At 69.5% G+C, this 14,975-nt stretch carries 11 protein-coding genes; 8 read left to right on the plus strand and 3 right to left on the minus strand.

The window, feature by feature from the left end; translation table 11 throughout:
- The first annotated feature begins 49 nt into the window (after positions 1-49).
- From mrcB to tsaB, 4 genes are all read left to right on the plus strand, one after another.
- Positions 50-2,503 carry a penicillin-binding protein 1B gene (gene mrcB, locus KHF85_RS05590; RefSeq protein ID WP_284568828.1) on the plus strand — a complete coding sequence of 818 codons (2,454 nt, stop codon included), beginning with the start codon at positions 50-52 and terminating at the stop codon, positions 2,501-2,503.
- A 16-nt stretch (positions 2,504-2,519) separates the two neighbouring features.
- Positions 2,520-3,044 carry a hypothetical protein gene (locus KHF85_RS05595; RefSeq protein ID WP_284568829.1) on the plus strand — a complete coding sequence of 175 codons (525 nt, stop codon included), beginning with the start codon at positions 2,520-2,522 and terminating at the stop codon, positions 3,042-3,044.
- A 159-nt stretch (positions 3,045-3,203) separates the two neighbouring features.
- Positions 3,204-5,231 (plus strand): ATP-dependent DNA helicase, encoded by a 2,028-nt coding sequence (locus KHF85_RS05600; protein ID WP_284568830.1) that lies wholly within the window; start codon positions 3,204-3,206, stop codon positions 5,229-5,231.
- Between the two features lie 126 nt (positions 5,232-5,357).
- Entirely contained in the window at positions 5,358-6,059 is a 702-nt protein-coding gene (gene tsaB / locus KHF85_RS05605) for a tRNA (adenosine(37)-N6)-threonylcarbamoyltransferase complex dimerization subunit type 1 TsaB (RefSeq protein ID WP_284568831.1), read from the plus strand.
- A 51-nt stretch (positions 6,060-6,110) separates the two neighbouring features.
- Here the strand turns inward: tsaB and KHF85_RS05610 are convergent, their stop codons facing one another.
- The 3 genes from KHF85_RS05610 to gshB all read right to left on the minus strand — a co-directional run bounded on the left by KHF85_RS05610 (position 6,111) and on the right by gshB (position 11,314).
- Entirely contained in the window at positions 6,111-9,107 is a 2,997-nt protein-coding gene (locus KHF85_RS05610) for a TonB-dependent receptor (protein ID WP_284568832.1), read from the minus strand.
- Between the two features lie 378 nt (positions 9,108-9,485).
- Positions 9,486-10,367 carry an energy transducer TonB family protein gene (locus KHF85_RS05615; protein WP_284568833.1) on the minus strand — a complete coding sequence of 294 codons (882 nt, stop codon included), beginning with the start codon at positions 10,365-10,367 and terminating at the stop codon, positions 9,486-9,488.
- Positions 10,364-11,314, minus strand: a complete 951-nt coding sequence (gene gshB, locus KHF85_RS05620) for a glutathione synthase (protein ID WP_284568834.1) — start codon at positions 11,312-11,314, stop codon at positions 10,364-10,366. Before gshB ends, KHF85_RS05615 begins: the two co-directional genes overlap by 4 nt.
- Positions 11,315-11,557: 243 nt before the next feature.
- Between gshB and pilG the strand changes: the two genes are divergently transcribed.
- The 4 genes from pilG to KHF85_RS05640 are packed head-to-tail and all read left to right on the plus strand — an operon-like array spanning position 11,558 to position 14,947.
- Complete coding sequence (pilG, locus tag KHF85_RS05625; protein WP_003472648.1) at positions 11,558-11,959, plus strand: twitching motility response regulator PilG; 402 nt, start codon at positions 11,558-11,560, stop codon at positions 11,957-11,959.
- Positions 11,960-11,975: 16 nt separating this feature from the next.
- Positions 11,976-12,338: a response regulator gene (locus KHF85_RS05630; RefSeq protein WP_003472647.1), complete on the plus strand. Its 363-nt coding sequence runs from the start codon at positions 11,976-11,978 to the stop codon at positions 12,336-12,338.
- Position 12,339: 1 nt separating this feature from the next.
- A complete protein-coding gene (locus KHF85_RS05635; protein WP_064538609.1) occupies positions 12,340-12,870 on the plus strand; it encodes a chemotaxis protein CheW in 531 nt (176 codons plus the stop codon).
- Between the two features lie 40 nt (positions 12,871-12,910).
- Complete coding sequence (locus tag KHF85_RS05640; RefSeq protein WP_053836553.1) at positions 12,911-14,947, plus strand: methyl-accepting chemotaxis protein; 2,037 nt, start codon at positions 12,911-12,913, stop codon at positions 14,945-14,947.
- The last annotated feature ends 28 nt before the right edge of the window (positions 14,948-14,975 follow it).

Below are 14,975 nucleotides of genomic sequence, written 5' to 3' on the forward strand. Positions count from 1 at the left end.
GCCTGCTGGCCTGCGCTAGACTCGCCGGAATTTACATTCTCGCATCCCCGTGCCACGACGCTACGACGACAACGACACCGACGATCAGGCCACCGACGATCTCGACAGCGGCGCCTCGCCCTGGCGCCGGCGCCTGCTCACCTGGGGCCTGGCCGCCACCGCGCTGGGCCTGGGCTTCCTGATCCCCTACACGGTCTATCTGAACAAGCAGGTGACGCAGCGCTTCGGCGAACTGCGCTGGCAGATCCCGACCCGGGTTTACGCCCGCCCGCTGGGGCTGGCGGCGGACACGGCGATGGACGCGCAGACGCTGAAGACCGAACTGGACGCGGCCAGCTACCGCGAGGACGCCGGCGCGCAGCGTCCCGGCACCTATCAGCAGGACGGCAGCCGCTTCGTCATCGCCAGCCGTGGCTATAACGACGTGGATGGCCGGGTCGCGCCCAGGCGGGTGGAAGTGAGCCTGGCCGGCGGCCGCGTGGTGGCGCTGCGCGATGCGCAGACGCGCAAGGCGCTGACCGCCGCGCGGCTGGATCCGGCGCGCATCGCCACCTTGTACGGGCAGAAACAGGAAGAGCGGCGGCTGGTGCGGGTGGACGAAGTGCCCGAACTGCTGGTCACCGGCCTGCAGGCGGTGGAAGACCGCGACTTCAACTATCACCACGGCGTCGACCTCAGCGGCATGGTGCGCGCGGCGTGGGTGATGGTGCGCTCCGGCGGCAAGAGCCGGCAGGGCGCCAGCACCCTGACCCAGCAGCTGGCGCGCAGCGGCCTGCTCGGCATCGGCAAGGAGCAGACGCTCACCCGCAAGTTCAACGAAATCCTGTACGCGCTGCTCATGGAAGCGCGCTACGACAAGCGCACCATCCTGGAGGCCTATCTGAACCAGGTCTACCTGGGCCAGCGCGGCAGCCAGGCGATCCACGGCGTGGCCTCGGGCGCGGAGTTCTGGTTCGGGCGCGAGCTGGATTCGCTGCCCCCGGAACAGGTGGCGTTGCTGATCGGCCTGGTCAAGGGCCCGTCCTACTACGATCCGCGGCGCTTCCCGGAGCGCGCGCTGGACCGGCGCAACTTCGTGCTCGGCAAGCTGCGCGAGAGCGAGCTGATCGACGAACCCACCTACCGCAAGGCGCTGGCCGCGCCGTTGGGGGTGCCGGCCAATCCGGGTCTGGTCGCGGCCAACCGCTTCCCGGCCTACGTGGACCTGGTGCGCCGCCAGCTGGCGCGCGACTACCCGGAAAGCGCGCTGCAGGGCGCCGGATTGAGCGTGATGACCGGCATGTCGCCGTCGGCGCAGGCCTATGCCGAAGGCGCGGTGACCCGCACCCTCACCGCGCTGGAGACCAACAAGAAGCGCCCGCCGCTGCAGGCCGGGCTGGTGCTGACCGATACCCACAACGGCGACGTGCTGGCGGTGGTCGGTAGCCGCGACGTGGCGCAGCCCGGTTTCAACCGCGCGATCGAGGCGCAGCGCCAGGTCGGCTCGCTGCTCAAGCCGTTCGTGTACCTGCTGGCGCTGGCGCAGCCGGACCATTACTCGCTGGCCAGTTGGGTCGACGATGCGCCGGTGACGGTGCAGCTTGGCCGCGGCAAGCGCTGGACCCCGGGCAATTCCGACAACCGCAGCCATGGCATGGTGCGCGTGGTCGATGCGCTGGCGCATTCGTACAACCAGGCCACGGTGCGGATCGGCATGCAGGTCGGGCCGGAGCGGGTGGCGCAGCTGATCAAGGTGCTGGCCGGGCTCGAGGCCGAGAACAATCCGTCGCTGATCCTGGGCGCGACCGACCAGAGCCCGTACGCGATGACCCAGCTGTACCAGTTCCTGGCCTCCGGCGGCGAGATCCAGCCGCTGCACGCGGTGCGCGGCGTGCTCGACCCGCAGGGCAAGCTGCTCAAGCGCTACGACAAGGCCCCGGCGCCGGCGCAGGAAGGCGATTCGGTCGCGGCCAACCTGGTCGGGCTGGCGCTGCAGCAGGTGGTCAGCAACGGCACCGCGCGGCAACTGCTCGGCGACGGCCTGGGCAAGCTGTCCCCGGCCGGCAAGACCGGCACCAGCAACGACGGCGTGGACAGCTGGTACGCCGGCTATACCGGCGATCATCTGGCGGTGATCTGGATCGGCAACGACCAGAACAAGCAGACCGGCCTGTACGGCGCCACTGGCGCGATGCGGGTGTGGTCGGGCATCTTCGCGCGGCTGCCGAGTTCGCCGCTGAAGGTGCAGGGCAAGGGCATCGACTGGCAATGGATGGACCCCGCCGGCAGCAACAGCACCGATCCCAGCTGCCCCGGCGCGCGCCAGTTCCCGTTCGTGGTCGGCTTCGCCCCGGCGTTTGCGCCGTGCGCGCCGCCGCAGGCGCTGCCCGAAGAAGGGCAGGCGCTGCCCGCCCCCGCCGACGGCGAGGAGCGCCATGGCGGCGGCTGGCGCAGCTGGTTCGGCCTGGACAAGAAGAAACAAACGCCGCCCGCCGACGCGGCGTCCACCCCTCCGGCGCAATGATCCACGGATGCCTGCCATGACCCGATACCCCCCCACCATCGCCATCGCCGCGCTCAGCCTGCTGCTGTCCTCCTGCGTCAGCGCCCCGCCGCCGCCGCCGCCGCCGCCGGTGGACACCACCACGCCGGCGCAGCGGCTGGCCGCGATCGACGCCAGCGGCGGCGCCGACGACACCGAACTGAGCGTGCAGCCCTTGCGCGATCCGCAGGTCCAGGACCTGCGCGACAGCGCCAAGCGCAAGCGCGCGGCCGGCGACCTGGCCGGCGCGGCGGCGGCGCTGGACCAGGCCCTGCAACTGGTGCCGGAAGATCCGGCGCTGCTGCAGGACCGCGCCGAACTGGCCTTGCTGCTGAAGGACGACGCGGGCGCCGAGGCCTTCGCCAAGCGCGCCATCGACCTGGGCTCGCAGACCGGCCCGCTGTGCCGTCGCCACTGGGCCACCATCGAGCAGTCGCGGCTGGCCCGCGGGCAGAAGGAGAACGCGGCGTCCGCGCAGGCGCATATCGAGGGTTGTACGGTGGCGGGGATCAAGCGCTATTGAGGTGGTGATCGGGACCCGGGACCCGGAAGAGCGCAGGGCTGGTTGATTCATTGCCATGGCAACGGCGCGTTCCGCCGGCCGATCGCTGATACATCATCGGATCCAGGCAAACCGCTGTTCCGGGTCCCGAGTCCCCAGTCCCGAGTCCCGAGTCCCGAAATGTCCCTCAGCCACGCCAGCACCGAAGCCCTCAGCGAAGGCGGTGCGCTCGCCCGCCAGCTCGATGCGTTCGTGCCGCGGGCGGCGCAGCTGCGGCTGACCGCGGCCATTGCCGAGGCGTTCGAGCAGCGCGACGTGCTGCTCGCCGAGGCCGGCACCGGCACCGGCAAGACCTATGCGTACCTGGTGCCGGCGCTGCTGTCGGGATTGAAGACCATCGTCTCCACCGGCACCCGCGCGCTGCAGGACCAGCTCTACCACCGCGATCTGCCGCGGGTGCGCGCGGCGCTGGGCGTGGGCCTCAACAGCGCGTTGCTGAAGGGCCGCGCCAACTATCTGTGCAAATACCGGCTGGAGCAGGCCAAGGGCGAGCCGCGCTTCACTTCGCGCGAGCAGATCGCGCAGTTCCAGCGCATCGTCGCCTGGGGCGGGCGCACCCGCTTCGGCGACATCGCCGAGCTGGAGGCGCTGCCCGACGATTCGCCGCTGCTGCCGATGGTCACCTCGACCATGGACAACTGCCTGGGCAGCGAATGCCCGTTCTGGGGCGAGTGCTTCGTGGTGCAGGCGCGGCAGCGCGCGCAGGCCGCCGACGTGGTGGTGGTCAACCATCACCTGCTGCTGGCCGACCTGGCGCTGAAGCAGGAAGGCTTCGGCGAGATCCTGCCCGGCGCGCAGGTCTTCGTCATCGACGAGGCGCACCAGCTGCCGGAACTGGCGGCGAACTTCTTCGGCGAAAGCTTCGGCATGCGCCCGCTGCAGGAGCTGGCGCGCGACTGCCTGGCCGAGAGCCGCCACGTCGCCGGCGCGCTGGCCAGCCTGCAGGCGCCGGTGCAGGCGTTGGAGCAGGCCTTGCGCGAACTGCGCGCGGCGATGGAAGGCGTGCCCACCCGCGGCACGCAATGGCGGCTGCTGGCCAAGCCGCAGGTGCGCGACGGCTTCGATGCGCTGCTGGCGGAACTGGCGCGGCTGCAGGAGAGCCTGGCGGCATTGCGCGAGGCCTCGCCCGGTTTCGACGCGTGCGCCGCGCGCGCGCAGGACCTGCGCGCGCGCCTGGGCCACTGGCTCGGCGACGACGCGCCGATCGCCGATTTCGACGCCGAGCCGGCACCGCCGTCCAACGATGTGCTGTGGTACGAACTGAGCGCGCGCGGCTTCCGTTGCCAGCGTACGCCACTGGACGTGTCCGGCCCGCTGCGCCTGCACCGCGAGAAGTCGCACGCGGCCTGGGTATTCACCTCGGCGACGCTGGCGGTGAAGGGCGATTTCGAGCACATCGCCACGCGCCTGGGCCTGAGCGATCCGATGACCCTGCTGCAGCCCAGCCCGTTCGACTGGGCGCGGCAGGCGCTGTGTTATCTGCCGGCGCTGCCGGATCCGAACGCGCGCGGCTTCGGCACCGCCTTGATCGCCGCGCTGCATCCGGTGCTGCAGGCCTCGCAGGGCCGCGCGTTCCTGTTGTTCGCCTCGCACCGCGCGCTGCGCGAGGCCGCCGAGGCGCTGCGCGACGGGCCGTGGCCGCTGTTCGTGCAGGGCGAGGCGCCGCGCGCGAGCTTGCTGCAGCGCTTCCGCGAGTCCGGCAACGGCGTGCTGCTCGGCTCGGCCAGCTTCCGCGAAGGCGTGGACGTGGTTGGCGATGCGCTGAGCGTGGTGGTGATCGACAAGCTGCCGTTCGCTGCGCCGGACGATCCGGTGTTCGAGGCGCGGCTGGACGCGATCCGCCGCGACGGCGGCAACCCGTTCCGCGACGAACAGCTGCCGCAGGCGGTGATCGCGCTGAAGCAGGGCGTGGGCCGGCTGATCCGCAGCGAGACCGACCGCGGCGTGCTGGTGCTGTGCGATCCGCGGCTGCTGTCCAAATCCTACGGCCGCACCTTCCTGGAGTCGCTGCCGCCGTTCGCGCGGACGCGCGATGTGGAGGATGTGCGGGCGTTTTTTGCGACGGGACTCGGGACTGGGGACTCGGGACTCGAAGAAGCGGGACTCGGGACCGGGGACTCGGGACTCGAAGAAGCGGGAGCGCACTGATGTTCGCTCGCCGCCACGGCCTTCGGTCCGTGAGCCTCCGTATGTGCGCTCGTCCGGGTGCTGATGAGGCGAAGGATGCTAGGCTTTTCGCCTTTCCGGGTCCCGAGTCCCGAGTCCCGATTTTTCATGAACATTCTCGCCTTCGAAACCTCCACAGAAGCCCTCTCCGTCGCCGTGCATGTCGACGGCGCGGTGCGCGAGCGCTTCGAACTCGCGCCGCGCCGGCATGCCGAGCTGGCGCTGCCGTGGGCCGAGCAGTTGCTGGCCGAGGCCGGCATCGCGCGCCGCCAGCTCGATGCCATCGCCTTCGGCCGCGGCCCCGGCGCGTTCACCGGTGTGCGCCTGGCGATCGCGCTGGCGCAGGGCATCGCGCTGGCGCTGGACCTGCCGGTGTTGCCGGTGTCCACGCTGCAGGCGCTGGCCTTGCGCGCGCCGGCCGACGCGCCGCAGGTGCTGGCCGCGATCGATGCGCGCATGGGCGAAATCTATGCGGCGGCCTTCGTGCGCGATGCCGATGGCCTGCATGCGCTGACCCCCGAGCAGGTGTTGACCCCGGATACGTTCGTGCTGCCGCAGACGGATGCGCCCTGGCACGGCGTCGGCACTGGCTTCGCCGCCATCGACGCGACGCTGCAGCGGCGCCTGCACGCGCAGCTGCACAGCGTCGATGCGCAGGCCGTGCCGCATGCCGCCGACGTGCTAACCCTGGCGCTGGCCGCCCATGCGCGCGGCGAAGCGATCGCGCCGGAACGCGCCGAGCCGGCCTACCTGCGCGACAACGTCGCGCTGACCCTGGTCGAGCAGCAGGCGCAGCGCGCCGCACGATAATCCGGGCTGGCCGGCCGTCCCGGGCCGGCGCACCGCAGACCGCAACTGCGCTCAGTAGTCGTAGCTGACGCTCAAGCGCAGCGCGCGCGGCGCCTGGCGCAACAACGCCGCGCCATAGACGGGATCGCTCACGCCCGGGTCGGTTTCCGAATACGGATACTTCCACAGCGTGGCCTGGCCGTTGAAGGCGTTGAACACGTCCAGGTTGAAGGCCAGCCTGTGCTCGGCGTAGGCCGGCCGCCACGACACCCCGAGATCGAGCTGCTTCAGCCACGGCAGGCGGCCCTGGCTGCCCGGAGGCGCCGCTTGGCCCTGATAGTAGTGGTAGGCGATGCCGTAGCCGGAGGGGTCGCTCTGGTCGGCGCCGTACGAGCCGAGCGCACTGAATGGCGTGCCGGACTGCAGCTTGACGTTGGCCGACACCAGCCAGTCGGGGGTGATCTGGTAATAGCCGTAGAACCTGAACTGGTGGGTGTGGTCGTTGCTCTGCGGGCCGTTGGTGTGTTCCATCAGCTGCGCGTAGTCCCAGGCCTGGGTGGTGGACACCGCGGTCTGGCCGATGCCCGACAGCAGCTGGCCTTCGGTGGTGCCGTAGCTGCGCGACCAGGTGTAGTCGAGGCGCCCATACCAGCGCTGGTCGAACGGGTGCTCCAGCGACAGGTTGAGGCCGTAGTAATTGCGCTTGAGCTCGGGAAAGCCGAACTGGGCATTGGTCAGCGGCACGCTGACGTAGTTGCCCGAGGTGTCCACCAGGGTGAAGGTGTTGGTCCTGCCCGGATTGATCAGCCAGCAGCTGACCGGATTGCTGGCCAGGGTCACCGTCTGCCCGTGCGCCGCCGCCGCCGCGAACACCGTGCCGCTGTCGCAGTAGTCGTCCACGCCGCTGCGCAGGACGCGGTAGGTGCCTTTGGCGCCGTAGACCCAACTGTCGCCCCAGGCCTTGCTGAAGCCGAGGATGAACTCGTCCTGGAACGAGGGCTTGATGCCCTGCGTGGCCACGGTCCTGGCATCGGGCAGGATGCCGTAGTAGTTGTTGGCCGAGACCGCACTGGAGATCTGGGTCAGGTCGGTGGGGTAGCCGTTGCCGTCGATGCCGCCATAGGTGTAGTAGGTCGAGGTCGCCAGCGTCGCGCCGGCGGCATTGAATGCCGGATTCAGCGGCAGCGCCAGGTAGTAGCGGCCGGCGTTGCCGTAGACCTTGAAGCGCGCGTCGCCGTCGACGTCCCAGCTGAAGCCCAGGCGCGGCGCCCACTGCCCGCTGCTCTGCTTGATGTAGGCGTCGCCGTCGCGGTTGTAGTTGGTGAACTGGTCCAGGCGCAGGCCGAGGCTGAGCAGGAAGCGGTCGCTGACCTGCCAGTTGTCCTCGATGTACTGCGCGCGCTGCACCGCGCGCACCGAGGCCAGGGCGCTGTAGACGTACCGGCGCACGTAGTAGCCGTCCTCGCCGTGGGCGTAGCCGCCGGTGGCCGGCACGCCGAGGCCGGTGTTGATCGGCACGTCCGGCTTGGACTGGCCGTAGATCCACTGGTACCCATCGCCCGAGGCCACCGAGCCGCGATTGAGCGCGCGTGCGTTCTGGTTGTCGATGCCGACGGTGATGCTGTGCTCGCCGATGACGTAGTTCAGGTCCAGCCGCAGGTTGTCGGTGCGGTTGCCGCGGTCGGGATCGACCAGCAAGGACGTGGTCTGCGCATTGGTGATCGGGGTACCGCCGGTGTAGGCCGGGTTCTGGAACGATGTGCCGCTGAGGTAGGTCAGCGCACGGTTGTAGCTGGGGTTGCCGGTGTAGTCGTCGCTGCGCTGCTTGCCGTACTGGGCGCTGAAGGTCAGGCGGTCGGTGAGGTAGCCGGTGTACTTGGCGGTCCACAGGCCGCCGCCGGTCTTGGTGGTGTCGGCATTGCCGCGCAGCGCGCCGATGTCGTCGCCGCTGTACTCGTAATACTTGCCGCGGGTGATGTAGCGGCTCGAGGCGCCGGTGATTTCCAGCAGCTGGTTGTCACTGATGTTCCAGTCGAGCTTGGCGTACCAACTCGGCCGGCGGTAGCGATAGTCGTAGTAATACTCGCCCGGGGTGGTTTCGCGTGCGCCGTAGAACCTGTCGCCTTCTTGGCGCTGCAGTTCGTAGGAGCCGAAGAAGAACAGCTTGTCCTGGATCAGTGGCCCGCCCGCGTAGAGGCTCTGGGTGCTGAGCGTGGAACTGCTCTTGCCGTCCGGCCGGTACAGACTGCCGTCGCCAGGTGCGTAGACGTCCTTCTGCGAGGAGCGCAGGCCGTCCGGTTGCCAGGTCGCCTGGCCGCCGAAATGCCATGCGTTGCTGCCGCGCTTGCCGACCGCGTTGATCACGCCACCGTCGGAACGCCCGTACTTGGCGCTGTAGCCGCCGGTATAGACCTGCAACTGGTCGATGCTGCCGTAGGGCAGGGTCAGTCCGCCCAGTCCGCGCAGCGGGTCGGTGGTGTTGAAGCCGTTGATGTAATAGGCGTTCTCCGCGGCCGAGGAGCCGCCGAAACTGAGCAGTTGCGCGCCGGTCGGGCCGATATAGGTGCCGCTGCCGCTGTTGCCGGCCACGCCGGGCGCCAGCTGCGCGATCGCTTCGGCCGAGCGTCCCAGCGGCAGCCGCTGCAACTGTTCGGCGTTGATCACCGTGCGCGAGTCCACGCTGCTCACGTCGATCGCCGCCGCGGCGCGGTCGGCGCTGACGGTGACCCCGGTCAGGCGGGTGACCGCGGCGAAGGAGACGTCGGTGACCGCGCCGACGGTCAGGCCCACGCCCTCGCGGCTGCCGAGCACGGCGTCGTCGGCGCCCTTGGCGACGACGGTGTAGGTGCCCAGCGGCAGCTGGCCGATGCTGTAGTGGCCGCGCGCATCGACCGCGCCTTCGCGGCTGAGGCCGCTGTCGCTGCGCACCTGCACGCGTTGCGCGTTGGCCGGCGCCTGGCCGGCGACGGCGCCGGTGGTGGACTGGGCCAGGGCGGGCGGCGCAGCGAGGGCGGCGCTCAGCGCCAGCGCGAGCAGGCCGGGCCTGCGAAGGAGGGGAGGCTTTTTCATGAAGGAGGCGGCTCGGGTGGTGGGGGCGGGGATGCGCCGCGCGGGCCTCCGAGTCACGCGTTCTCGGCGATGCGCTGTGCGCGGTAACGTTCCCCGCTACCATTAACCTTAATGTGACGCCTATTCAGAAATGCCGCGTGGTTATGTCGCCGGCACCAATGGTTATCTGGGTGGTTGCCGTGTGGGTGCATGCGGCGTCACGCGATGTCCTTCTCCCGTCGGGACCATGGTCCCCTTTCGGGAGAAGGTGCCTCGCAGGGGCGGATGAGGGACGGGCGACGCCCGGAAACGTTCGGTGCCGCCAGGCGATCCGTGGCGGCCGTACCCTCACCCCACAACCCCTCTCCCGGCGGGACAGGGGCTTGTGCGGCGCGGCGCTCAGCGGTCGTCGCGCAGCGTGCCGCCGGGCAGGAACACCCAGGTGCGGGTGACCTGCAGGATGTCGATGTTGTCTTCGGTCTGCGGCAACGGTGGGAACGGTTGCGCCAACTGCACCACCCGCATCGCCGCGGCGTCGAGCATCGGCACGCCGCTGGAGCGCAGGATGCGGCTGCTCTCGATGCTGCCGTCGCGGCGCACGCCGACGCTGATCACCACCTGGCCGCCCAGCCGCTGCCGGCGCGCTTCGTCGGGGTAGTTGAGGTTGCCGACGCGCTCGGCGCGGTCGACCCAGGCACGCAAATAATTGGCGTAGGCGTACTCGCGGGTGCTGGCGGAAACGAACTTGCGGTTCGGACGCTTGGCGTACTGCTCCGACCGCAGGTGCACTTCGGCGGCCAGGCGCGCCATCTCCGCATCGCGCTGCTCGCGCTGCGCATCCACCGGCTGGGTCGGTTGCTCGGTGCGCGGCTGGGTCTGCGGCGCGGGCTGCGGCTGCTCGCCGCGCGCGCTGCTGACCACGCGCGGGGTCGGCTCCGGCGCCGCCGCCGCGGTCTGCGCACGCAGCGCCTGCGGCGCCAGGCCGTCGTGCTGCTGCGGCACGATGCCGGGCTGGCTGTCGCGCGGGCGCTGCGGCTTGTCGTGGTCGCCGCCGCCCTGCTGGTTGGCCTGGGCCAGGAAATCGGCCTGCTTCGGCATCAGCGGGGTGCTGGTCTGGCTGAAGATCACGTCCAGGGTCGGCACCAGCGGCGCGTCGTCGTCGATCGCGAAGCCCACCCCCAGGATCAGCAGGCCGTGCACGATCAGCGACAGCACCAGGGTGGCGCTGAGCCGTTCGCGCTCGCCGATGCGCGGCGCGGGCGTCGCGGCGGCTGCGTTCATCGCGCCGGGTAGGCCTCGATGGCGTCGAACAGCAGCCCGGCGATGTTCAGCCCGAACTGCGCGTCCAGTTCGCGCACGCAGGTCGGGCTGGTGACGTTGACCTCGGTCAGGAAATCGCCGATCACGTCCAGGCCGACGAAGCGCATGCCGCGCCGTTTCATCTCCGGGCCGACCTGCGCGGCGATCCAGCGGTCGCGCTCGCTCAGCGGGCGGCCTTCGCCGCGGCCGCCGGCCGCCAGGTTGCCGCGGAATTCGTCGCCCTGCGGGATCCGCGCCAGGCAGTAGTCCACCGGCACGCCATCGACCAGCAGGATGCGCTTGTCGCCGGCGCGGATGTCGGGAATGAACCGCTGCGCCAGGGCCAGCGTGCGGCCGCCGTCGGTCAGCGTCTCCAGGATCACGTTGAGGTTGGGGTCGCCGGTGCCGCTGCGGAAGATCGAGCGCCCGCCCATGCCGTCCAGCGGCTTCAGCACCGCCTGGCCGTGTTCGAGCACGAACGTCTTCAGCGCGGCCGCGTCGCGGCTGACCAGGGTCGGCGGGCAGCAGTGCGGGAACAACTGCGCGGCCAGCTTCTCGTTGAAATCGCGCAGGCCCTGCGGGTCGTTGACCACCTGCGCGCCGGCGCGCTGGGCCACGCTCAGCACGTGGGTGTCGTACAGGAATTCCGCATCGAACGGCGGGTCCTTGCGCATCAGCACCACCTGCCCGCTGCCGAACGCCAGCTCGGCGAACGCGCCCAGCTCGAACCAGCCGGTCTTGTCGTCGCGCACCTGCAGCGGTGCCGCCTGGGCCAGCGCGCGGCCTTCGCGCAGCGACAGCCCGCCGGGGCGCACGTAGTGCAATCGGTGACCGCGGCGCTGCGCTTCCAGCAACATCGCGAAGGTAGTGTCTTTGGCAATCTTGATGCTGGCGATGGGATCCATCACCACGATGACATCGAACGACATGGCGTTACCCGGGGGACTGAACGGAAGATGGTAGCGGGTCGGCGGCAGGGGTGCGCAAGGGCCGTGGCGCGCGGCCGTCCGCCACCCTGCGGCGGCAATCAAACTGTGACATAGTTAGCGTTGAAAAGTGATCCACTGCAGAGCCGTGGCGGCGGCCTTGACAGCCCGAGCGGGTCTTGGGATACATGTCGTTTAGCAGCGGCGTCGGAACCGATGAAGCGTCGCGCGCCTGGGGGCAAGTGAATGAGTGAAAACACGACTGCGGGTGGGGAACTCGCAGGGCTGAGAGTGATGGTGATCGATGACTCGAAGACGATCCGCCGCACCGCCGAAACGCTGTTGAAGCGCGAAGGCTGCGAGGTGGTCACCGCCACCGACGGCTTCGAGGCCCTGGCCAAGATCGCCGATCAGCAACCGCAGATCATCTTCGTGGATATCATGATGCCGCGCCTTGACGGATATCAGACCTGCGCGCTGATCAAGGGCAACCAGCTGTTCAAGGCCACGCCGGTGATCATGCTGTCTTCCAAGGACGGCCTGTTCGACAAGGCGCGCGGGCGTATCGTCGGTTCCGAGCAGTACCTCACCAAACCTTTCACACGCGAAGAGCTGCTGGGCGCGATCCGCACATACGTCAACGCCTGACCGGGGTAAAGGCACCATGGCTCGAATTTTGTTGATCGAGGACTCACTGACCGACCGGGCGGTGTTCACCCAGTGGCTGGAAAAAGCCGGGCACGAGGTGCTCGCCACCGACAACGCCGAGGACGGGCTGAAGCTCGTGCGCGAGCAGGCGCCCAGCCTGGTGTTGATGGACGTGGTGCTGCCGGGGATGAGCGGCTTCCAGGCCACCCGCGCGCTGTCGCGCGACGAAGCCACCCGGCACATCCCGGTGCTGATCATCAGCACCAAGAGCATGGAGACCGACAAGGTCTGGGGCATGCGCCAGGGCGCCACCGACTACATCGTCAAGCCGCCGCGCGAAGACGAGCTGATCGCCCGCATCAACCAACTGGTCGGCTGACGTGCGTTCGCCCTTCGACATCCTCGAGGCCTACGAGCGGCGCAGCCTGGCGCATGCGGTGCGGATGCCCGAGCGCGAATTCGACGAGAACATCTGGCGCGGGGTCGGCTTCCGCGTCGGCGACCGGCACCTGGTGTCCGATTTCCGCGAAGTGGTGGAAATCGTGCGCATGCCGCCGATCATCCCGGTGCCGGGCGCGCAGCCATGGCTGCTGGGCGTGGGCAACCTGCGCGGCAACCTGTTCCCGGTGGTCGATTTGAAGCAGTTCATGGAAGGCCAGCGCACCTCGCTGCTGGAAGGCCAGCGCGTGCTGATCATGCGCCAGAGCGGCGGCGACGTGGCGCTGACCATCGACGAACTGTTCGGCCAGCGCAGCTTCGCCGAGTCGCAGGCGGTGCAACCCGGCGACTTGGCGCAGGGCCGCTATGCGCACTTCGTCGACCGCGCGTTCCGCGGCGACACCCACGACTGGGGCGTGTTCTCGCTGTCGCTGCTGTCGCGTACACCCGAATTCCGTCAAGCCGCCGCCTGAGCGCGCGGCCTGCCTCCGCATCGAAGATCGAGGTCGAATCATGAGTACTGCAGCGGACGCCCCCAAGGCCAGCAAGCTTGGCAGCGTGGGGACGAGTTTCTGGCTGGGCCTGTTGGCGCTGTCGCTGATCGTGTTCGGCGCCAATACCGGCGTGGCCACCTGGCAGGGCAACCGCCTGGCCGGCGCCAGCACCGGCGCGGCCGACCTGCAGGTGCTGTCGCAGCAGCTGGCCAACCAGGGCCGCGATGCGGTCTCCGGCAACGCGGCCACCTACAAGGAATTCAAGCAGACCAAGGCGCGGGTGGAGAGCACCGTCGCCGCGCTCAACGCGCGCTACGCCAACGAAACCGGCATCGCCGGCCCGCTGGCCGAGCTCAACCGCACCTGGACCCCGCTGGGCAAGAACGCGCAGCAGGTGGTGGACAGCGAACCGGCGGTGCTGGCGCTGGCCGGCAACGCCGAGCGCTTCGTCGGCGGCGTGCCGCAGCTGCAGGCGCAGTTGAACGAGGTGGTGCGCGCGATGACCGTCGGCGGCGCCCCCGCCGCGCAGATCTACAACACCCTGCAGCAGGTAGTGGTGGCCGGCACCATGGCCCGCCGCGTCACCGAGATGCGCGCCGGCGGCAGCGGCGCGGCCAGCGCCGGCGATGCGCTGGCGCGCGACTCGGTGGTGTTCGGGCAGATGCTCGAAGGCTTGCGCAACGGCAACCAGGAACTGGGCATCGCGCCGGTGCGCAACGCCGCCGCGCTGGCCGCGCTGGAGCAGTCGCAGGCGCAATGGGCGGCGATGAAGAAGGACCTGGACGCGCTGCTGGCTAGTTCGCGCAGCCTGTTCGCCGCGCAGTCCTCGGCCGCGGCGCTGACCGCCGGCTCGGACCAGATGCTCGACGACAGCAAGAAGCTGTTCGACGCGTTCTCCGCGTTCGGTTCCACCCGCGACACCCGCCTGTTCCCGAACTTCTGGCTGGGCGTGGTGTCCGGCCTGCTGGCGCTGCTGTCGATCATCGGCTTCGTCTGGACCTCGGTGCGCAGCCGCACCCGCGACCAGGAAATCCGCTACCAGACCCAGGTCGAATACAACAGCCGCAACCAGCAGGCGATCATGCGCCTGCTCGACGAAATCAGTTCGCTCGGCGAAGGCGACCTGACGGTCAAGGCCTCGGTCACCGAGGACATGACCGGCGCCATCGCCGACGCGATCAACTACGCGGTCGACGAGCTGCGCCACCTGGTCACCACGATCAACGACACCTCGGCCAAGGTCGCCATCTCCACCGAGGAAACCCAGGCCACCGCGCTGCAGCTGGCCGAGGCCGCCGGCCACCAGGCCGAGCAGATCGGTTCGGCGTCCGAGCGCATCAACGAAATCGCCGCCAGCATCGAACAGGTCTCGCGCAACTCCAGCGAATCGGCCGAAGTGGCGCAGCGTTCGGTGGTGATCGCCGCCGAGGGCGCCGGCGTGGTCCGCGAGACCATCCAGGGCATGGACCAGATCCGCGACCAGATCCAGGAAACCTCCAAGCGCATCAAGCGCCTGGGCGAATCGACCCAGGAAATCGGCTCGATCGTCGAACTGATCAACGACATTTCCGAGCAGACCAACATCCTGGCGCTCAACGCCGCGGTGCAGGCGGCCTCGGCGGGCGAGGCCGGCCGAGGCTTCGCGCTGGTCGCCGACGAAGTGCAGCGCCTGGCCGAACGCACCTCTGGCGCCACGCGCCGCATCGAAGGCCTGGTGCAGACCATTCAGGCCGATACCAACGAAGCGGTCAGCTCGATGGAGCAGACGACGTCCGAAGTGGTGTCCGGCGCGCGCCTGGCCGAAGACGCCGGCACCGCGCTGACCGAGATCGAGCGCGTCTCCAACGCGCTCAACAACCTGATCAAGAACATCTCCATCGCCGCGCACCAGCAGTCCGCCGCGGCGACCGACATCACCCAGACCATGGACGTGATCCGCCGCATCACCGGACAGACCTCGCAGGGCGCCGAGCAGACCGCCGAATCGATCGGCCGCCTGGCGCAACTGGCAGCGGACCTGCGGCGCTCGGTCGCCGACTTCAAGCTGCCGGCGTGAGCGGATCGGAACAGGGTGGAAGGACAGC

Origin of the sequence: Xanthomonas graminis pv. graminis, assembly GCF_030168915.1 — a bacterium.
GTDB classification, from domain to species: Bacteria; Pseudomonadota; Gammaproteobacteria; order Xanthomonadales; family Xanthomonadaceae; genus Xanthomonas_A; species Xanthomonas_A translucens.